The 19,781-nt window shown below is 69.4% G+C and carries 19 protein-coding genes and 1 pseudogene; 8 read left to right on the forward strand and 12 right to left on the reverse strand.

Translation table 11 applies throughout. The features are described from left to right. Positions 1-30: 30 nt before the first annotated feature. From LI92_RS13560 to thiO, 7 genes are all read right to left on the reverse strand, one after another. Entirely contained in the window at positions 31-1,314 is a 1,284-nt protein-coding gene (locus tag LI92_RS13560; RefSeq protein WP_353585452.1) for a TetR/AcrR family transcriptional regulator, read from the reverse strand. 100 nt (positions 1,315-1,414) lie between these two features. Next, complete coding sequence (locus LI92_RS13565; protein WP_046319681.1) at positions 1,415-2,872, reverse strand: M28 family peptidase; 1,458 nt, start codon at positions 2,870-2,872, stop codon at positions 1,415-1,417. After that, a complete protein-coding gene (locus LI92_RS13570; RefSeq protein ID WP_502691450.1) occupies positions 2,869-4,305 on the reverse strand; it encodes a M28 family metallopeptidase in 1,437 nt (478 codons plus the stop codon). The genes LI92_RS13565 and LI92_RS13570 overlap by 4 nt, the downstream gene beginning before the upstream one ends. Before the next feature lie 90 nt (positions 4,306-4,395). Further along, the gene (locus LI92_RS13575) at positions 4,396-5,154 is read right to left on the reverse strand and encodes an SGNH/GDSL hydrolase family protein (protein ID WP_046319682.1); all 759 of its coding nucleotides are present in this window, start codon (positions 5,152-5,154) and stop codon (positions 4,396-4,398) included. 34 nt (positions 5,155-5,188) lie between these two features. Beyond that, entirely contained in the window at positions 5,189-5,950 is a 762-nt protein-coding gene (locus LI92_RS13580; RefSeq protein WP_046319684.1) for a thiazole synthase, read from the reverse strand. Continuing rightward, positions 5,943-6,140 carry a sulfur carrier protein ThiS gene (thiS, locus tag LI92_RS13585; RefSeq protein WP_046319713.1) on the reverse strand — a complete coding sequence of 66 codons (198 nt, stop codon included), beginning with the start codon at positions 6,138-6,140 and terminating at the stop codon, positions 5,943-5,945. The genes LI92_RS13580 and thiS overlap by 8 nt, the downstream gene beginning before the upstream one ends. Positions 6,141-6,190: 50 nt before the next feature. Beyond that, positions 6,191-7,321 (reverse strand): glycine oxidase ThiO, encoded by a 1,131-nt coding sequence (thiO, locus tag LI92_RS13590; protein ID WP_046319686.1) that lies wholly within the window; start codon positions 7,319-7,321, stop codon positions 6,191-6,193. A 61-nt stretch (positions 7,322-7,382) separates the two neighbouring features. Here thiO and thiE point away from each other — a divergent pair, with 61 nt between their 5' ends. Continuing rightward, on the forward strand, positions 7,383-8,072 hold the full coding sequence (gene thiE, locus LI92_RS13595; protein WP_046319688.1) for a thiamine phosphate synthase: 690 nt from the start codon (positions 7,383-7,385) through the stop codon (positions 8,070-8,072). A gap of 93 nt (positions 8,073-8,165) precedes the next feature. On the opposite strand, the gene LI92_RS13600 is transcribed toward thiE, so the two are convergent. Next, positions 8,166-8,627, reverse strand: a complete 462-nt coding sequence (locus LI92_RS13600; RefSeq protein ID WP_046319690.1) for an NUDIX hydrolase — start codon at positions 8,625-8,627, stop codon at positions 8,166-8,168. A gap of 165 nt (positions 8,628-8,792) precedes the next feature. Here LI92_RS13600 and glnX point away from each other — a divergent pair, with 165 nt between their 5' ends. Genes glnX through LI92_RS13620 form a run of 4 tightly spaced genes read left to right on the forward strand, consistent with a single transcriptional unit; the run spans position 8,793 to position 13,816 of the window. After that, positions 8,793-10,112, forward strand: a complete 1,320-nt coding sequence (gene glnX, locus LI92_RS13605; protein ID WP_046319692.1) for a protein kinase G-activating protein GlnX — start codon at positions 8,793-8,795, stop codon at positions 10,110-10,112. Then, positions 10,109-11,095: a glutamate ABC transporter substrate-binding protein gene (locus LI92_RS13610; protein WP_152665470.1), complete on the forward strand. Its 987-nt coding sequence runs from the start codon at positions 10,109-10,111 to the stop codon at positions 11,093-11,095. The genes glnX and LI92_RS13610 overlap by 4 nt, the downstream gene beginning before the upstream one ends. Then, positions 11,095-13,344 carry a serine/threonine-protein kinase PknG gene (locus LI92_RS13615; RefSeq protein WP_046319716.1) on the forward strand — a complete coding sequence of 750 codons (2,250 nt, stop codon included), beginning with the start codon at positions 11,095-11,097 and terminating at the stop codon, positions 13,342-13,344. Before LI92_RS13610 ends, LI92_RS13615 begins: the two co-directional genes overlap by 1 nt. 31 nt (positions 13,345-13,375) lie before the next feature. After that, on the forward strand, positions 13,376-13,816 hold the full coding sequence (locus LI92_RS13620; RefSeq protein WP_046319694.1) for a cupin domain-containing protein: 441 nt from the start codon (positions 13,376-13,378) through the stop codon (positions 13,814-13,816). A gap of 10 nt (positions 13,817-13,826) precedes the next feature. On the opposite strand, the gene fgd is transcribed toward LI92_RS13620, so the two are convergent. Then, positions 13,827-14,837, reverse strand: coding sequence for a glucose-6-phosphate dehydrogenase (coenzyme-F420) (fgd, locus tag LI92_RS13625; protein ID WP_046319696.1), 1,011 nt, complete (start codon positions 14,835-14,837; stop codon positions 13,827-13,829). A 43-nt stretch (positions 14,838-14,880) separates the two neighbouring features. On the opposite strand from fgd, the gene LI92_RS13630 reads away from it, so the two are divergent. Together LI92_RS13630 and LI92_RS13635 are read left to right on the forward strand one after the other, a co-directional pair. After that, positions 14,881-15,636: an MBL fold metallo-hydrolase gene (locus tag LI92_RS13630; RefSeq protein WP_046319697.1), complete on the forward strand. Its 756-nt coding sequence runs from the start codon at positions 14,881-14,883 to the stop codon at positions 15,634-15,636. Positions 15,637-15,854: 218 nt separating this feature from the next. Beyond that, positions 15,855-16,250: a heme-binding protein gene (locus LI92_RS13635; RefSeq protein ID WP_046319699.1), complete on the forward strand. Its 396-nt coding sequence runs from the start codon at positions 15,855-15,857 to the stop codon at positions 16,248-16,250. Between the two features lie 10 nt (positions 16,251-16,260). Here LI92_RS13635 and LI92_RS13640 read toward each other — a convergent pair whose 3' ends face one another. Together LI92_RS13640 and LI92_RS13645 are read right to left on the reverse strand one after the other, a co-directional pair. Then, positions 16,261-17,196 carry an SAM-dependent methyltransferase gene (locus LI92_RS13640; protein ID WP_082109709.1) on the reverse strand — a complete coding sequence of 312 codons (936 nt, stop codon included), beginning with the start codon at positions 17,194-17,196 and terminating at the stop codon, positions 16,261-16,263. 4 nt (positions 17,197-17,200) lie between these two features. Continuing rightward, positions 17,201-17,881, reverse strand: coding sequence for a potassium channel family protein (locus LI92_RS13645; protein WP_046319701.1), 681 nt, complete (start codon positions 17,879-17,881; stop codon positions 17,201-17,203). Between the two features lie 156 nt (positions 17,882-18,037). Here LI92_RS13645 and LI92_RS13650 point away from each other — a divergent pair, with 156 nt between their 5' ends. After that, complete coding sequence (locus LI92_RS13650) at positions 18,038-19,534, forward strand: potassium/proton antiporter (protein ID WP_046319703.1); 1,497 nt, start codon at positions 18,038-18,040, stop codon at positions 19,532-19,534. A gap of 66 nt (positions 19,535-19,600) precedes the next feature. Here LI92_RS13650 and LI92_RS13655 read toward each other — a convergent pair. Then, a pseudogene (locus LI92_RS13655) lies at positions 19,601-19,781 on the reverse strand (alkaline phosphatase family protein); the annotation flags it as partial.

Genomic DNA, 19,781 nt, shown 5'->3' on the forward strand with positions numbered 1-19,781 from the left:
AGATGTGTATAAGAGACAGGCCGATCCGCGTCAGTTGATCCCGTCGAACACGATGGACTCCATCAGCCTGCGCAGGCAGGCCTGCGCATAACCCGGTCCTCCGGCAAGGAATCCGGGACCGGGGATCTCGCCGCCTCGGGCCACCCGACTCAAGTCGTCCACGAGTGCTGCCAGCGCGTGCACCAGGAACTTCGCGTACTTGCGATCCAGCTCCGGCCGGATCGCCATGAGCGGGCGGGTCCAGGTTTCGATGAACGCACGTTCGGAATCGCGCAGCAGTTCACGCTCCGCGGGCGCCAGGTTCACCCGCTCGGTGTCATAGACCGACGCCAACTCGGGGTTGGCGAAAACGGTGGCCACGTATGCCTCGATCAACCGGCGCAGCGCCTCGTCCGGCTCGGCGAAGACACCGGCGATGGCCGACATCTCACCGGCAATGCGGTCCACCGCGCGCTGCAGCCCGGTGGTCAAAATGTCGCTCTTGCTGGAGAAGTAGCGGTAAACGCCGGATGCCGGCACGCCGACGGCATCGGCGATCTCGGTCACGCCGGTCTCGGCATATCCCTGCTTGCCGAACAGCAGCACCGCCGAGTGCAGCAGCGCCTCGTAGGGGCCGGCGTCCGGGGTGAAGATCCGCCACACCGAGGGCCGGCTGACCCCGATTTCCTCGGCACGCGGCAGTTGCGCGGCGACCAGTGACCGCGACGCGGCGATGAGCAGCGGCTTGATCTCGTCGTCCGGCAGTTGCAGCCGGTGCCCGATGATGCTGCGGGTGACGCTGACCAGCGCCACCGTCAGCGTCCACTGCTCCAGGGAGTTCAGTTCCGGGCGCAGAACGGCGATCGGCCGTTTCAGGCGGGCACCGACCGTCTGCATCTGCGCCATGAGCTTGGTGTAGTCGTCGGGCTGCAGGTAACGGGCCTGCCACCGGAACAGTCCGCTGGCCTCGCGGTTGATGATCGACGACGAGATGAGCCCGTCGATGATGCGGTCCAGCACCGCCGCGGCGTCGTCGTGCACCTCGCCGTCGGACACCTCGTCGACGAACGCGGTGGAATCCACGAGCTGCTGACCGAGCGAGCCGACAACAACGGCGAACATCTCGTACTTGCTGGGGTAGTGCCGGTAGAGCGCCGGCGCTGAGATCCCGACCTTGGAAGCGATCGCCTCCATGCTGGTGGCGTGGTAGCCCTGCGCACTGAAGGTCTCCGCGGCAGCACGGGTGATTTGGGCCTTGCGATCTTTGGGGCGGCGCTTTATTCGGGCGCCGTTACGGGCGACAGGGTCGTTCGTGGCACCTAGCGAGGTCACCACCCCCCGATCAACTCAGGTCAGCTTTGTTCGTGTGCACAGCATTATTTAACACAGCCGGGTTAACGGCCTGCAGCGGACTCGACATTGAGTCCGCTTGTTCCTACGGCCCCAGTGGCGCCCGCTGACGTTTGTCGCGGGCCGGGACCCCGTTGGGTCCGCCGATGGACTGCGCATAGTGTGCCACTGCGAACGCCGCTGCGGAGCCGGTTAGCTCCAACACGCCCTGATCGATGTGTTCGACGGTGTCTCCGGGGCCGCGGTAGTTCGGGTCGAAGGCCGCGCCCGCCGTTCCGCCCCACAGCCGGGCCTGCGCGGCGGTCTTGAGCCCAGACGCCCCGGTGGTGATGCCCCCGACCGGCACCCCGGCGACGACGAACGGGCTGTAGTCGTTGTCACTGGTCAGCGGCATATCGGCAGGCCGCACCCCGGCCAGGTTGAGGTAGCCGGCCAGCGTGCGCTCGATCCCGGCCGAACCCAGCGGCACGTCGGATGCAGCGATGTCGCGGCTCGGCAGCGCCGATTGATCGCCGTCGTAGGTGAAGTAGCCGGGGTTGGGCGACGCCAGCATGTCGAAGTCGAGGTAGAGCGCGATGTCATTGAGCTGATCGCGATCAAGCCCGAACACGTAGTCGCTGGAACCGCCGAGCCCTTGTTCGGCAGCACCCCAGAACGCGAACCGGACGGCGTTGGCCACCTCCGGTTGCGGCCCCAGTTGCAACGCCGTCTCCAACACTGCGGCCACGCCCGTACCGTTGTTGTTGATTCCCGGCCCGCCCCGTGCACCGTCGAGGTGCGCGCCCACCATCACCACGTCACGCTCGGAGCCGGTCTTGGTCTGCGCCAGGACATTCCGCGAGGTGGTCTTGACGGTTTCGCCGTCCAGCACCAGCTTCACCCGGCCGGTCGTGCGGCGCAGCGCAGCGTCCGCGTCGCGCCCGGCCACCGCGACCGGCATCCTGAGTTGGTCGTAGTAGTCGGGCGGAAACAGTCCGGCGGGCGCTCCGGCGCGACTCGGCGGGCTCACCACCACCAGGGCCGCAACTCCCCGTTGCGCTGCCGCATCCTGCTTGGCCACCACCGAACAGTCGGCATCGCCGACCACCGCGACCGCCCCACGGGGCACGTCCGGCGGGTAGTCGGCGGCCGCGCAGCCCGACGGTCGCGCCGGCCGGATCACCGGGCCGCTGACCCCGCCGGCCGGCGTGCGCACCAGCAGCGACGCCTGGTCGACCGGAAAGCCGATGCCGCCGACAGTCAGCGAGGGCCTGCCCGGCGAGGTGGTGTCCAACCTGGTCAGCTCCGGGGTGGTCACCTCGAAACCCCTGTCGCGCAGTGCATCGGCAACGTAGTCGGCGCTGGCGTCGAAGCCCGGCGTTCCGTCGGCCCGGTTCCCTTGGTGCCCGTCGGCGATCTCCTGCAGTCGCTTCAGGTGCACGAGCATCGCCGCCACGGTGACCTGTTCGGCGAGCCGGTCGGGCAGCAGCGGTTGGGCCGGCTCCGGCGAGCAGCCCGCCAGCACGCCGACGGCGACCAGCAGGGCTCCCGCCGGGCGGATCATGGCTGGGTCAGAATGTGGCGGGTGCGGTCGTCGCGCACCGGAACTCCATTGCGGCCACTGAGATCCTGCGCGTACAGCCCGATCGAGTAGGGCACACCGCGGCCATTGAGGGCCAGTTCGTCGCGGTCGATGTTGTCGATGTTGTCGCCCTTTTGGTGATAGTTCGGATCGAAGGGCTCGTCGGCGGTGCCGCCCCACAGCTCCGCTTCCTGCGCCGACTTCTTGGCCTCCGCGCCGGAGAACAGCCCGCCGGACGGAATGCCGGCCTGGGTGAAGCCGTCATAGTCCGACCGTCCGTCGAACGAAGTGTCCTGCGGCTCTTTGCCGGCGGACTTGATGTAGGCGGCCAGCGTCCGCTCGATACCGGCCGAACCTTCGGGCACCACCGGCTGACCCCGCTTGTCCAGCGGCAGCGATTGGTCGCCGTCGTAGGTGAAGTAGCCCGGATTGGGCGAACCCAGCATGTCGAAATTCAGGTACAGCGCGATGTCTTTGAGCTGTTCGACGTCGAGCGACTGGACGTACTTGCGCGATCCGATCAGACCGAGCTCCTCGGCCCCCCAGAAGCCGAACCGCACAGCATTGCGCACGTCCGGCGAATGTCCCAGCTGCAGAGCGGTTTCCAGAACTGCGGCGACACCGGATCCGTTGTCGTTGATGCCCGGCCCCTCCGGAACGCTGTCCAGGTGCGCCCCGGCCATGACGACGTTGTCGGTGGCTCCGGTCTTGGTCTGGGCAATCACGTTGCGGGCCGGGATGTTGTCGGTGTGCGCGTCGAGTTTGACCGTCATGGGGCCCTGTCCGGCGCGCAACATCGCTCCGTCAGCCTTCGTCACGCTCACCACCGGAACCTTGACCTCGGTCTGCTCGCCGAGCGTGCCGCCCATCTTGGGTTCGTCGACGCTGTCGGCAACCACCATCGCCACCGCGCCCAGTTCGACGGCCACGGCCATCTTCTCCTTGAACGGGCAGGTGCCGCGGTCTACCAGTACGACGGCGTTCTTGACCTCCAGCCCCTCATAGTCTTCGGCGCTGCAGCCCGGACTGTCGTCAGCCGGGGCGGCCACCAGCGGGCCGGTGACTCCCTCGGGCGGGGTGCCCAGGCTGTACATCAGGGCACGGGCCTCGACGGTCTTGCCGCCGAGCTGCACCGACCCGGGCTCCGATTTGAACACTCGGGCGACGAACTCGGGAGTCTGCACGTCGAAGCCGTGCTCCCGCAGGGTGCCGGCCACGTACTCGACGCTGGCTTCGTAGCCGGGGGTGCCGACGGCGCGGGTGCCGTTGTTGGCATCGGCGATCTCCTGCAGCTTCTGCAGGTGCGCCATCATCGCGTCCACGGCGACCTTGTCGCGCAGGCTGTTGGCGAACTCCGAGGGATCCGCTGCTCGCTCGACCCCTTCGGTGGTGCGGCTGCAGCCGGCGCCGAACAGTGCACTGACCAGCACGACGCTCAGGGCGGGGATCAACTTCGACTTGTACTCCACCGGGCCCACGTTAGTGGGTGTACACGGGGTATGGACTCAGACCCGGCCGCCGCAGTGCACCGTGACCAACTCGGCGACCGCGGCCATCCCGGCGACGTTGGGATGAAAGGGCCACGGCCGCCACGGCAGCGGCAGTCCGGCGCCCACCGTCCATGGGCGCGCCGACCACGGATGGTGCTCGCGGCTGGCATGGCCGGCCCGGACGATCTCACAGCCGGTCGCGGCCGCCGCCGCGGCGGTGTGGCGTTCCAGCGTGACGGCGATGTGCCGGGCCAGGTCCACGACGCCCGCCGGCAGCCGGCCGGCCCGCACCCCGGCCGGTGGCAGCAGTGTCAGGTAGTCGACGAAGATCACCCGCGCGTGCGGCGCCCGGTCCCGCACGGCTGCGCCCACCGCGCGCAGCGCCGCTTCGACCTCGCCCAGCGCCCGTTCGCGCTGCTGCGGATCGAGCAGGTTCGCGACAGCGGGTAGCCGCTGCAATGCCGCGGGCAGCGTTGCGGCCATCAGCAGCGGCACATAGCCGACGTCGTTGCCGCCGATGGTGACGGTGACCAAGGATTCCGAACCGTGCAGGGCGTCGATCTGCGGTGGCGCGCCGTGTTGGGACTCGCCGAGCAGATGGGCCGTGGTGGCGCCGGAGAACGTGACGTCGACCAGATCGAGGTTCAGCGCCCGGGCGACCAGGTGGGGGTAGTTGCGCGCGGAGCGGCCCGAGGCCCGGGGTGCCCCGGTGGCGCGGGGACGGATCCCGGGACCTGCCGCCATCGAACTTCCCAGGGCGACATAACGGTTCACGCCCGCCGGCCTGCCCGGACGCGGCCGGTCGGCCTCATAGGGCCGGGCTCGACGCCTGTGCCCAGAACCGCTTGGGGATGCGGCCGGCGCGGCGCGCCAGGTACCCGGCGGTGACGGCGGCCGCCATGGCCGCGGCCATCGCCGGCGGGTCGGCCGCCCTGGTCACCGCGGTGGCCAGCAACACCGCGTCGCAGCCGAGCTCCATGGCCAGTGCCGCATCACTGGCCGTGCCGATTCCGGCGTCGAGCACCACGGGCACCCCGGCCGCCGCGACGATCATCTCGATGCTGTGCGGGTTGGCGATGCCCAGGCCGGTGCCGATCGGCGAGCCCAGCGGCATCACGGCCGCGCATCCGGCGTCCTCGAGCCGGCGGGCCAGCACCGGGTCGTCATTGGTGTAGGGCAGAACGACGAACCCGTCGTCGACCAATTGCTCTGCGGCACGAACCAGTTCGATGCCGTCGGGCAGTAGCGTGCGCTCGTCGCCGATGACCTCGAGCTTGACCCATTCGGTACCGAGGGCCTCACGCGCCAGCTGGGCGGTCAGCACCGCCTCGGCGGCACTGCGGCAGCCGGCGGTGTTGGGCAGCGGAGTGATTCCCAGCCGGCTCAGCAGATCCAGCATGCCGGTTCCGCCTTCGGCGTCGACGCGGCGCATCGCGACGGTGGTCAGCTCCGTACCGGAGGCCACCAGCGCCTCTTCCAGGGCGGTAAGACTTTGCGCTCCACCGGTTCCCATGATGAGCCGAGAGCTGAACTCCCGGCCGGCGATGGTCAGTTTCGAGGCGTCAACCACCTTGCACCGCCGTCACCACATCGAGCCGGGCACCGTCGGACAGCGGGGTGGACCATCGCGACTTCGGCAGCACCGCCTCATCGACCGCCACCGCGATGCCGCGGTCGGGATACCCCATCGAAGCCAGCAGCGCCGCGACCGTGGTCTGCTCGGCCACTTCCACCGCCTTCTGATTGACATTGACGATCATGCGCCGCTCCTCCTCATCGCTTCGCTCTGCATCGCCGGCGCCGCGGATGATCATTGCCGCACTCCCACTGGAAGTAATTCGGACACAACCTGTTCAGCGGTCCACGGTGCCAACAGGAACCCGTTGCGGCCATGTCCGGCAGCCACCACCGTCCGCGCATCGAGCCGGTGCACCAGCGGCAGGTTGTCCGGGGTCATCGGTCGCAGGCCCGCGGCGCACTCGGCCAGCTCGTACTCCCCCAGCGCCGGGACCAGCGCGCACGCGTCGTCGAGCAGGTCGCGGACCCCGGAGACCGCGGGCGCGGTGTCCCGGCCGTGTTCGTACTGGGTGGCACCCACCACCACGCCGTCCGGGCGCGGCACCAGGTAGACCGCGCGCCCATGTACCCGGGCGCGGATCACCCGCCGCGGCGGGGGCAGGCAGCCCTTGCGCCAGCGCAGCCGCAACACCTCCCCCTTGACCGGCCGGATCGGCAGACCGGGCCACAGCGCCGGAGCGTCGATCCCGTTGGCGATCACCACAGCGTCATCGGCGGCGACCTCGGCCAGGTCATGCACCGGCGGAGCCCAGCTCACCCCGAGTTCCGCACAGGCGCCGACCAGCGCGCCCACCACCGCGCGGTTGTCGACCGCCAACTCGGTGGGGGCGCGGAATCCGTGCCGAATGCCGCCGGCCAGCAGCGGTTCGACGTCGCGGGCCGCAGACTCCCAGAACACCGGGTGGCCCTGCGCGGACAACCAATCGGCGACCCTGCGCAGCTCGGCCACGTCGGCGCGGTCGGCGGCCACCACCAGCGACTCGCGTGCGGTGACCAGCTCAACGGGCAGCCCGTCGAGGAAGTCGTGCCACAGCTCCAGGGACCGCAGGCCCAGCCGCAGCTGCTGCTCCTCGCCCGGCCAGCCCTCGCTGTGCGGGGCCAACATGCCACCGGCCACCCAGGACGCGCCGGGTTGATACGGCGCTCCCAGCTTCGGCTCTCCGCCGTCGAACCTCGCTGAACCGCCGGGTTGATACGACGCTCCCGGCTTCGCCTCTCCGCCGTCGAGCCTCGCTGAACCGCCGGGCTCGCCGGTGCAGTGCACCCGCACCGTCCACCCGGCACGGGCAGCCTGCCGCGCCACCGACAGCCCGATGATGCCGCCGCCGATCACGGCCAGCGAACCGAGCAAGGGTGCGGGCATGCGCTGCTCCCTTCCACCTGCTCGCGTGTCAACACACCAAGCTAGCCGCTAGCGTCGCGGTGTGCATAAACGCTCCGACCGTCCGTCCCGCCTCGATCGGCTTGCCCAGGCCCGGCTCTACCTGTGCACCGACGCCCGCCGGGAACGCGGCGACCTGGCCGAGTTCGCCGACGCCGCACTGGCCGGCGGCGTGGACATCATCCAGCTGCGGGACAAGGGTTCGGCGGGCGAGCAGCGGTTCGGCCCGCTGGAGGCGCGGGGCGAACTGGCGGCGTGCGAGATCCTGGCCGACGCCGCACGCCGGCACGGGGCTCTGCTGGCGGTCAACGACCGCGCCGACATCGCCCGCGCCGCGGGTGCCGACGTCCTGCACCTGGGCCAGGACGACCTGCCCTTGGCGGACGCCCGCGAGATCGTCGGACCCGACGTGCTGATCGGGCGCTCCACCCACGACCGCGACCAGGTCGACTCGGCGCTGGTCGAAGCGGTCGACTACTACTGCACCGGGCCGTGCTGGCCCACCCCGACCAAGCCGGGCCGCTCCGCACCCGGACTGGAGCTGGTGCGCTTCGCCGCGGACCGCCACGACCCCAAGCCGTGGTTCGCCATCGGCGGGATCGACCTCGACCGGCTCGGCCAGGTGGTCGCGGCCGGAGCCAGCCGGGTGGTGGTGGTGCGGGCGATCACCGCCGCCGAGGATCCGCGCGCGGCCGCTGCCGCCCTGCGGGCGGGTTTGGCAGACACGCGGTGATCCCGGCGCCGCCGAACGTGCACTGAGACCGAGATTTCTCCGCATTTCTCGCCCTGAGTGCACGTTCGGCGAATCCGGGCGGTGGCCGCCGGCTCAATACCCGCGCAACAACTCCCAGCTGGCGGCGAAACCCGGGTGCAACGGCATCCCGGCGACCTCGTGTTCGTCCACCCACCGCAGTTCGGTGCTCTCGCCGTTGGGCACCACGGGGAGCAGTTCGTCGGCGTCGGCGACCACGGTGGTGTAGGTCCAGCTGGTACCGCTGGCCGACGCGGTCACCACCGCGGCCCGCACCACGATCCGATCCGCGGGCACGCCGGCTTCTTCCTGCGCCTCGCGGATGGCGGCCTCTTCGGCGGTCTCGTGACTGTCGCGAGCACCACCGGGCAATGCCCAAGTCCCGCCCTGATGGCTCCACCAGGCGCGATGCTGCAGCAACACGGTGCGCACACCGTCTGGACGCGGTGCCCTCAGCAGCAGACCTGCCGCACCATGCCGGCCCCAAAACCGGGCGCCGGTGTCGGAGAACGCCCACCCATCGCCGTCACCACGCACGCATGGAAGCGTATCGGCACTGGCAAGGTCTCGGTTCTGGCGAGATCGCGCGACGTTTTCGACACCAACCGCATGGAGAGTCCCCGCGGACACCGCCTGCGCTCTTAGAATCCTTTTACTATCGTTGGTGCCGCGAGCAGCCGCAGAGATGGAGTCCGATCAGACGTGACCGTTGAGTTGGCGCACCCGTCAACCGAGCCGGCGGGGTCGCGGTCGCCCAACGAACCGGCCCGCCCCCGCTGGTGGTTCTTCACCACCACACCCGGACGCATTCTGGCCATCGGACTCATCCTCGCCGCCCTGGGCGGAATCAGCGCCTTCGCCACCGCCACCACCATCAACAACCGGCAGAACACCCTGACCACGGTGCTCAACCACACCGAGCCGCTGGCGTACGCCGCCGGACAGCTCTACACCACCCTGTCGGTCGCCGACGCCGCGGCGGCCACCGCGTTCATCGCCCAGGGCGAGCCGCGGGCGGTGCGGGAACGCTATGAACAGGCCATCACCGCCGCGGCGGTGGCGGTGACCCGGGCCTCCGGGGGCCTCGACGACGAACCGCTGCTGCTGCTGCTCGGCCGGATCAACGCGCAGCTGGCCGTGTACACCGGGCTGATCGAGACGGCGCGGACCAACAATCGCTCCGGCGATCCGGTCGGTTCCTCCTACCTGTCGGAAGCCTCCGAGCTGATGCAGCACACCATCCTGCCCGACGCCCAGCGGCTCTACCAGGCCACTTCGGCGGCGGTGGATCAGCAGACCACGGCGTCCACCCGGGTGCCGGCCCCGGTGATCCTGGTGGTGGCGACAACCGTGCTGTTCGGCGCTTTCGCCCACCGCTGGCTGGCCCGGCACACCCGCCGCCGGATCAACCCCGGCCTGGTGGCCGGCGGTCTGGCGATCCTGCTGATGATCATCTGGGTCGGCACCGTGCTGGTGATCTCCACCGCGGGGAGCCGCAATGCCAAAGACACCGGCGCCGAATCGCTCAAGGCGATCACCAACCTGGCGATCACCGCGCAGCAGGCGCGCGCCGACGAGACGCTGTCACTGATCCGGCGCGGTGACGAGGAGACCCGCAAGCAGACGTTCTACCAGCGCATCGACACCATGCAGCAGAAGCTGGATTCCTACCTGGAACGCGCCGACGCCGTGGACAAGGCGGATTTGGCCAACGCCGGGCAGCTGCTGGCGCGCTGGCGCCAGGCCAACGACCGGATGAACGCCTACATCGGCGTCGGCAACTACCGGGCCGCCACCCAGGTGGCCCTCGGCGGCAGCGGCGACGACTCGACACCGGCATTCGACCAGCTCGACGCGGCGCTGGACAAGGCACTGCAGCACAGCCGCAACCAGCTGCGTGGCGATGTCCTCAACGCCCGTCGGGTACTGTCGGTGGCCCCGGTGGGGGGCGCGGTGCTCAGCATGGGCGCCGCGATCGCGGTCGCGCTCGGGTTGTGGCCTCGACTGAACGAGTACAGATGATGATCCGCCGTCGGCCCCGTTTCCTGCTCGCCGCACTGAGCACGGCGTTGGTGGTGTCCGGCCTCACCGCCTGCGGGCGCACCGAGTTCGTGACCGCGACGGCGATGCCCACGTTGCCGCCGCCCACCCCGGCCGGCATGGAGGAACTGGCGCCCGAGGCGCCGCACCCGCCGGAGCCGCGCACCGAGGACTGCGACGCCACCGCCAGTCTGCGGCCCTTCCACACCAAGGCCGAAGCCGATGCGGCGGTGGCCAAGATCCGTCAGCGCGGCCGGCTGGTGGTCGGCCTGGACATCGGCAGCAACCTGTTCAGCTTCCGCGATCCGATCACCGGGGAGATCACCGGCTTCGACGTCGACATCGCCGGCGAGGTGGCCCGCGACATCTTCGGCACACCGACGCAGGTCGAGTACCGGATCCTGGCGTCGGCCGAACGGATTGCGGCGCTGCAGAAATCCGAGGTCGATATCGTGGTCAAGACCATGAGTATCACCTGCCGCCGCCGGGAATTGGTGAACTTCTCGACGGTGTATCTGGTCGCCAACCAGCGTCTGCTGGTACCCCGCGACTCCGCGATCCGCCAGGCCTCGGACCTGTCGGGCAAGCGGGTCTGCGTGGCTCAGGGCACCACCTCGCTGCGCCGCATCCGCGACATCGCACCGGCGCCGATCATCGTTTCGGTGGTGAACTGGGCCGACTGCCTGGTGGCGCTGCAACAGCGCCAAGTGGACGCCGTCAGCACCGATGACTCCATCTTGGCTGGGCTGATGGCGCAGGACCCCTACCTGCATATCGTGGGGCCGTCCATGGACGAGGAGCCCTACGGCATCGGGATCAACCTGGACAACACCGGGCTGGTGCGCTTCGTCAACGGCACGCTGGAGCGAATCCGCCGCGACGGGACCTGGAACACCCTGTACCGCAAGTGGTTGACGGTGCTCGGGCCGGCCCCGGTGCCCCCTGCCCCGAGGTACTCGGACTGATGACCGCCCACGACCACGACGACGCGCACCGCAGCGATGCCGGGGCCGACGACGACGGCCCGGCCACCCAGCGAGCGGAGGTGCTGGCCGAATCGTCGTCGGTGCGCCGGCCGATGTCGACCCAGGCGATCTTCCGTCCCCGGGAGGGTTCGAACTCCCCGGGCTCCGGCGATTCGCATCAGACGGTGGTGCGCACCGTCGCGCCGCGACGCCGGTTGGGCGGTGGCCTGGTGGAGATCCCCCGGGTTCCCGAGATCGATCCGCTGGCGGCGCTCATGGTCGATCCCGAGGTCGCCGAGTCCAAGCGCTTCTGCTGGAACTGCGGCCGGCCGGTGGGCCGGTCCGCCGGTGCGGCCAAGGGCGCCGCGGAAGGCTGGTGCCCGCACTGCGGAAGTCCGTACTCCTTTTTGCCGCAGCTGAAACCGGGCGACATGGTGGCCGGGCAATACGAGATCAAGGGCTGCGTGGCCCATGGTGGTCTGGGGTGGGTGTATCTGGCGGTCGACCACAACGTCAACGAGCGCCCGGTGGTGCTCAAGGGCCTGGTGCATTCCGGCGACGCCGAAGCCCAGGCCATCGCCATGGCCGAGCGGCAGTTCCTCGCCGAGGTCACCCACCCCTCGATCGTCAAGATCTTCAACTTCGTCCAGCACCCGGATTCCCACGGCGATCCCGTCGGCTACATCGTGATGGAATACGTCGGCGGCCAGTCGCTCAAGCAGCGCCGCGATACCCGGCTGCCGGTCGCGCAGGCCATCGCTTACATGCTAGAAATCCTTCCCGCCCTGGGGTATCTGCACTCGCTGGGCTTGACCTACAACGACCTCAAGCCGGAGAACATCGTGTTGACCGCCGAGCAGCTGAAGCTGATCGACCTCGGCGCGGTGGCCCGCATCAACTCGTTCGGGTACCTCTACGGCACCCCGGGATTCCAGGCGCCCGACATCGTCCGCACCGGCCCCACCGTGGCCACCGACATCTACACCGTGGGCCGGACCCTGGCCGCGCTCACCCTCAAGCTGCGCACCCGCGACGGCCGCTATGTCGACGGTCTGCCCGACGACGACCCCGTCCTGAAGAAGTACGACTCCTACCGGCGGCTGCTGCGCCGGGCCATCGATCCCGACCCGCGCCGGCGGTTCACCTCCGCAGAGGAGATGTCCGCGCAGCTGATGGGCGTGCTGCGCGAGGTGGTCGCCCGCGACACCGGCACACCCCGTCCGGGGCTTTCCACCGTGTTCACCCGTTCGCGGTCCACCTTCGGCGTGCATCTGCTGGTGGCGCACACCGACGTCTACCTCGACGGGCACGTGCACTCCCAGAACCTGACCGCACGCGAGATCGTCACCGCGTTGCAGGTGCCGCTGATCGACCCCGGAGACGTCGCGGCCCCGCTGTTGTCGTCGATGGAGCTCAGCGAGCCGGTGCAGACGCTGGAGTCGCTGCGCGCCGTGCGGAACAGTTCGCTGGACTCCGAGGGTATCGACTTGTCGGCGTCCGTCGGACTGCCGCTGATGGAGGTGCGCGCCCTGCTCGATCTGGGCAACGTCACCAAAGCCACCAGCAAGCTCGACGAACTGGCCGAGCAGGTGGGGTGGCAATGGCGGCTGGTGTGGTTCCGCGGAGTGGCCGAGCTGCTCACCGGGGACTACGAGGCAGCCCGCAAGGATTTCACCGAGGTGCTCGACATGTTCCCCGGCGAGCTGGCACCCAAAATGGCCCTGGCCGCCACCGCCGAGCTGGCCGGCACCGAAGACGAGCGCGGCTTCTATGAGGCGGTGTGGCGCACCGACGACAGCGTCATCTCCGCCGCCTTCGGTTTGGCACGCGCCCTGTCTGTGGAGGGCGACCGGACCGCGGCGGTTCGCACCCTTGACGAAGTTCCGGCCACCTCAAGGCATTTCACCACGGCGCGGTTGACCAGTGCGGTGACGCTGCTGTCGGGACGGTCGTCCAGCGAGATCACCGAGGCACAGATCCGCGATGCCGCACGCCGGGTCGAGGCATTGCCGGACACCGAACCGCGCGTCCTGCAGATCCGAGCGCTGGTCCTGGGCGCGGCCATGGACTGGCTGACCGACCACGAGGCCAGCACCAACCACATCCTCGGATTCCCGTTCACCGAGCACGGGCTGCGGCTCGGGGTGGAGATGGCGCTGCGTGCCCTGGCCCGGCTGGCGCCCACCCAGGAACATCGCTATCGGCTGGTCGACACCGCGAACGCGGTGCGGCCCATGAGCACGTTCTAGCTCGCCCGCCGGTGTGACACGATAACTGGCCATGAGCAGCTGGCTTCGGGAAGTTTCCGCGCTATCGGCGCTCGTCGCGGCCGCCGTGTCCTGCGCCGCGCCGCCGAGCGCCACCGCGACGCCCAGCGACCAGACCAACGGGGTGACCCTGTCGCACACCACGGTCGACGGCCGCGACTACCTGCTGCGCGAGATCACCATCGAACCCGGCGGCAGCACCGGCTGGCACTGGCACGACGGCACCGTGTTCGGGGTGGTCCGGCAGGGCACGTTGACCCACAACCGCGCCGACTGCAGCCTCGACGGCATCTACGGTCCCGGCGACCCCATCACCGAGCCCGGCGGGCCGGCGCACGCACACATCGGCCGCAACCTGGGCTCCACCCCGGTGGTGATGCAGGCGGTCTACCTGTTGCCGATCGGCGCCCCGCTGTTCGAGGACGCGGCCGATCCCGGGTGCGGCTACGCCTGAGTGCGTGGCCTCAGGCCAGCCGGCGCAGCCGCGGCTCGAGATCGGTGGCGAACAGTTCCAGGAAGCGCCGTTGGTCGTGGCCAGGCGCGTGGAAGACCAGGTGATTGAGTCCCCACTTCACATACTGGCCGACCTGTTCCACGGCATCGTCGGGGTCTGAGGCCACGATCCAGCGCTTGGCGATCTGCTCGATCGGCAGCGCGTCGGCGGCCTTCTCCATCTCGATCGGGTCGTCGATGGAGTGCTTCTGTTCGGCACTCAGCGACAACGGCGCCCAGAAGCGGGTGTTGTTCAACGCCAGCTCGGGGTCCGGGTCGTAGGAGATCTTGATCTCGATCATCTTGTCGATCGCGTCGGCGTCGCGCTCGGCAGCCGCCGCGCCTTCCAGCACGGCCGGCATCAGCTTGTCGGTGTAGAGCTCCGCGCCCTTGCCCGAGGTGCAGATGAAGCCGTCACCGGCGCGCCCCGCATACTTGGCCACCGCCGGCCCACCGGCCGCGATGTAGACCGGCACCCCGCCCTCGGGCACGTCGTAGATCGAGGCGCCCTTGAGCTTGTAGTAGTCGCCGTCGAAATCCACCCGGTCGCCGCGCCACAGTTCGCGCATCAGCCGCACCGACTCGCGCAGCCGCCCGAACCGCTCCTTGAACTCGGGCCACTCGCCGGTGAAGCCGGTGGCGATCTCGTTCAACGCCTCGCCGGTTCCGACGCCGAGAAAGATGCGCTGCGGATACAGGCAGCTCATGGTCGCGAACGCCTGCGCGACGACGGCGGGGTTGTACCGGAACGTCGGGGTCAGCACCGAGGTGCCCAACTGGATCTTGTGCGTGCGCTCGCCGACCGCGGTCATCCACGCCAACGAGAAGGGCGCGTGCCCGCCCTCATGGCGCCAGGGCTGGAAATGGTCGCTGACGGTGGCACTGTCCATGCCGTGCGCTTCGGCGGCTACGCCCAGTTCCACCAGTTCGCGAGGTCCGAACTGCTCCGCCGATGCCTTGTACCCGAGTTTCAGTTGCGCCATTCCACCTTTTCTACTCTCCCGCCCCCTTTCTAGACTCACGGGCATGGGTGAGAAGCTCGTCGAAGTCATTCCCGTGACCGAGCACGTGCATGTGGCCCGCGGCGAAGCGGTCAACTGGCTGCTGGTCTCCGACGACACCGGCGTCATGCTGATCGACGCCGGCTACCCCGGAGATCGCACCGATGTGCTGGCGTCGCTGGGTGCGCTGGGCTTTGCGCCCGGCGATGTGCGTGCGGTGTTGCTCACCCACGCGCACGTCGACCATTTCGGCGCGGCGATCTGGCTCGCGAAGACGTACGGCACCCCGGTCTACTGTCACGCCGAGGAGGTCGGCCACGCCAAACGCGAGTACCTCGAGCAGGTCTCGCCGTTGGCGCTGGGTGCGCGCCTGTGGCGGCCGAGCTGGGCGCTGTGGACCGCGCACGTGGTGCGCAGCGGCGGCCTGAGCCGCGAGGGGATCCCGTCGGCGCAACCGCTGACCGGTGAGGTCGCCGCCGGATTGCCGGGAAAGCCGATCGCCATCCCCACCCCCGGGCACACCCGAGGGCATTGCTCGTATCTGGTCGACGGCGTGCTGGCCAGCGGGGACGCGCTGATCACCGGTCACCCGGTCCTGGCCCACTCCGGACCGCAGCTGTTGCCCGCGCTGTTCAGCTACAGCCAGCAGGACAGTGTTCGCAGCCTCAGTGCGCTGGCGCTGCTGGAGACCGAGATCCTGGCGCCCGGCCACGGCGATGTCTGGCACGGGCCCATCCAGGAGGCCGCCGAGGCCGCGATCGCTCGGGCGGGCAAACTTTAAGGTCACAATCGGATAAGCGCCGACCAGGGACATTAAGAGCGAGCCTCAGCGTCGGTCTCCGCACTTGCGGGTACTTGCGCACGATATCGCCGACATCTGCCGCAATCGCCTGCGGTCACCTGGGATCGGGGCGCGTCAGGACGCGCGGCGCCGCGGTGGACCGTGCGTACGTTGGGCTTCGGACGGGAATCGCACATACAACCCGGAAGGAAGCCTTCATGCCGAAAGCACATGGCCTCAACAGGATTCGTCGATTCTCTGTGGGAGCCGGACTCTGCGGCGCTACCGTTGCCGCCGTGGTCGGCGCCCCAACGGCTGTGGCGGCGCCGGACTGCAGTCCGGCTGGGGTGTCCAACACGGTGAACGCGGTCACCGGTTCAGCCCAGCAGTATTTGGCCACCCACCCCGGAGCCGGCGCCGTGGTGAACCACGCCGTCGGATTGCCTCGGCCGCAGGCCGCCGCCGACATCCGCAACTACTTCACCGCTCACCCCCAGGAGTACTTCGAACTGCGGGGGATTCTGGCACCGATCGGGGAGACCCAGCGTCAATGCAACACCACGGCACTGCCGCCCGAATTGGCTTCGGCTTACGCGGAATTCATGGCGGGATGACGCCGGCCAGTCAGTTCCGGCTGGCCGCAAGGTAGCGGATGGCCGCGAGTGCGCCATCGAGCTCACGCTCGGAAAGCCGGGGCAACCGCGCCGCAGCGAACACCTCCGCTATACCGGAATCGCTGGTAGTCCAGCCTCTTTCGGTGAGGTGACGCACCACGTCGGTGTGCTCTCCGGAGTAGATGGGCCCCGGCCCGGTGACGCTCAGGCCGCGTCGTCGCCACCGCTCGACGAGGGACTGCTGGTGCACCGCCTGGGGCCGGCTCGGAGGCACCGCGTGATCGGCCGCGAGCCTGCTGCCCGCGGCACTGAGTTCGGTCACGCCGTCGAGCAATCGGTTCTGCGCATCCGAGGCCAGCTGCCAGACCAGCAGTCCCTCAAGGACCCACACCGTGGGCGCGGCGACGTCGAAGCCCACCCGCCGCAGCGCCTGCGGCCAGTCACCGCGCAGGTCCACCCCCACGGCCCGACGGGCGACGCTGGGGGTGACGCCCCAGGTGCGCATGGTCGCGGTCTTGAAGTCCACGACATGCGGATGATCGACCTCGTAGACGGTGGTCTCCGGCGGCCACCACAGCCGGTAGGCACGGGTGTCCAGCCCGGCCCCCAGGATCACCGCCTGGCGGATGCCGCTGCGGGCCGCGTCGGTGAAGAACGCGTCGAAGTAGTGGGTCCGCGCCGCGGAGAACTCCGCGAGCCGGGGAAACCCGCCGTCGTTGCCCAGCCCGCTGATGTCCAGGTCGCCGTCGGCCATCCGAATGCAGAACTGCAGGCCGACCTTGTGCACCAGCGGGGCCGCGAAAGGGTCGTTGATCAGGCCCCGCGACACCGCCGCGGCCCGCGCGGCCGCCACCACCGTGGCCATGACCCCGGCATCGCCCGCAAGCCTCCCGGCGTCGTCGTGCCCGGTGGGCGTCGCGCTCAGGGGGGCCGGCCGCAGCGGCATGGCGTCAATACGACCTTCGGCCGGCGGGCACACCGTGCACCACCGCACGCACCTCGTCGTCGGTCCCGGTTGCCGCGGCGAAGAGCATCTCGTCTCCGGCCTGCAGCTCATCGGTCGCGCGCGGCAGGATCACCCGGTCGCCGCGCTGCACCACGACCAGGGCCGCGCCCTCGGGCAGCTCGATGTCGCAGACCCGCCGGCCGATCAGCGGGTTGTCGTCGGGCAGCGTCAGTTTCGTCAGGCTGGCCTGACCGCGCTGCAAGGCCATCAGCGGCACCAGATGACCGATGTCGATGGCGCCCTCCACCGCGGCGACCATCGCTCGCGGGGTGGAGACCGCGACGTCGATACCCCACTCCTCGGTGAACAGTGACTCGTTGCGGGCGTTGTTGACCCGAGCCACCACCCGCGCCACCCCGAACTCCGCCTTGGCCAGCAGCGCCGTGGCCAGGTTGGCCTTGTCGTCTCCGGTGGCGGCGATCACCACATCGCACATCTCGATGCCACATTCCTGCAGCGAGCTCAGCTCGCAGGCGTCGGCCAGCAGCCACTCGGCCTCCGGGACGGTGCTGGGCCGGTAGTGGTCGGGGTTGCGCTCGATCAGCAACACCCGGTGGCCGTCACCGATCAACTCTCTGGCGACCGATCGCCCGACCGCGCCGGCGCCCGCGATCCCGATGCGCATGCTGACTCCCCTCGTCCCCGGGCTGGCCCGGCCGTTACGGGCGTAACACGGTTGTGACAGCAGTACTGATTTACTGACACCTAACACGAACCCGCCGGCCTTGAGGGAATCACACCGGCGGGTCCGACCGCCACCAACAGCCCGAACGGGGAGCAGATGAGCCTGGAACAGCTCTACATCGCTCTGCTGATCGGGGGCTTGGTTCTGCTGGCCAGCATCGTCGCCACCCGCGCTGCTGACCGGGTCGGATTGCCCAGCCTGTTGCTGTTCCTGTTGGTCGGGGTGGCGATCGGCAACGACGGCCTGGGTCTGGATTTCTCCGATGTGCAGCTGGCCAGCGATCTGGGCACCACCGCCCTGGCGGTGATCCTGGTCGAAGGCGGTCTGACGACCCGCTTCGCCAACATCCGCCGGTTGTTGGCGCCGGCGGCCGTGCTGGCCACCGTCGGTGTCGCGGTCAGCATGGCGGTGATCGCGGTGGCCGCGCACCTGCTCCTGGGTCTCAGTTGGCAGTTGTCCTTCCTGCTCGGCGCGATCGTGTCGCCCACCGACGCCGCCGCGGTGTTCTCCATCCTGCGCGTGCTGCCGCTGCCACGGCGGGTGGCCGGGCTGTTGGAAGCCGAGTCCGGTTTCAACGACGCGCCGGCGGCGATCGTGGTCCTGATGCTGAGCACCACCCCCCTGGTGATCGACCCGGTCCACGCCGTCGGCAGCGTGTTCTATGAACTGGTGGCCGGCTCGGCTATCGGCCTGATCGCCGGGCTGCTCGGCGCGATAATGCTGCGCCGTGCCGCGCTGCCGGCGTCCGGTCTGTACCCCTTGGCGACGTTCGGGCTGGCGATGGTGGCGTTCGCCGCGGCCTCCTCGGCGCATGCCAGCGGTTTCATCGCGGCATACCTGTCCGGCGTGGTGCTGGCGAACTCCGGCCTGCCGCATCGGGCGGCCATCCGCTCGTTCGCCGAGGGCCTGGGCTGGCTGGCGCAGATCGGGCTGTTCGTATTGCTCGGGCTGTTGGTCAGCCCCAGCCAGTTGTCCGGGGAGTTGGTGCCGGCGCTGATCGTCGGGGCGGTGCTGCTGCTGTTGAGCCGGCCGTTGTCGGTGGTGGCATCGCTGATCTGGTTCCGGGTGCCGTGGCGTGAGCAGATCTTTTTGTCCTGGGCCGGCCTGCGCGGCGCGGTGCCGATCGTGCTCGCCACGTTCCCGATCGTCGAGGGCGTCCCGGACAGTTTTCGCCTGCTCAACATCGTCTTCATCCTGGTCGTCGTCTACACGGTGGTGCAGGGCCCCAGCCTGGGCCTGGTGGCGCACTGGCTGCACCTGATCTCGCGCGACAGCACCCGGGAGATCCAGGTGGAGGCCGCGCCGCTGGACGTCCTGGAGGCGGAGCTGTTGACGATGACGGTGCAGCCCGGCTCGAAGTTGCACAACGTCTCGGTGCTCGAGTTGCGGCTGCCCGATCCGAGCGTCATCACCTTGATCATCCGCAAGGGCGACACCTTCGTGCCCCAACCCGACACGCGTATCACTGTCGGCGATGAACTGCTGATCGTCACCACCACCAAGACCCGCCTGTCGGCCGAACGCCGGCTGCGGGCGGTCAGCCGGCGCGGCAAGCTGGCCCACTGGTTCGACGAGTACGGCGAAGCCGAGTAACCGCGCCCCCGCTGACTCTGCGTGTACCAGACAGAAGTGCGAGTGGACAGCCTGGTGGGCGCAGAGTCAACGAGAGAAGGCGATCAGAGGTATCGCGGTCTCCTCGGGGGCCAACCCGCCGTGGAAGCCGACCAATTGCGCCGCCTGCGGCGGCTCGTGCGCGGTCGCCAGGATCGCGTTGTCGCCGGTGCAGGTCACCACGATGTCACCGATGCGCGCCAGGTGCTCGTCGCGGACCGGCCCGAAC

It is taken from the genome of Mycobacterium sp. UM_Kg1 (genome assembly GCF_000972925.1).
Lineage (GTDB): Bacteria > Actinomycetota > Actinomycetes > Mycobacteriales > Mycobacteriaceae > Mycobacterium > Mycobacterium hiberniae.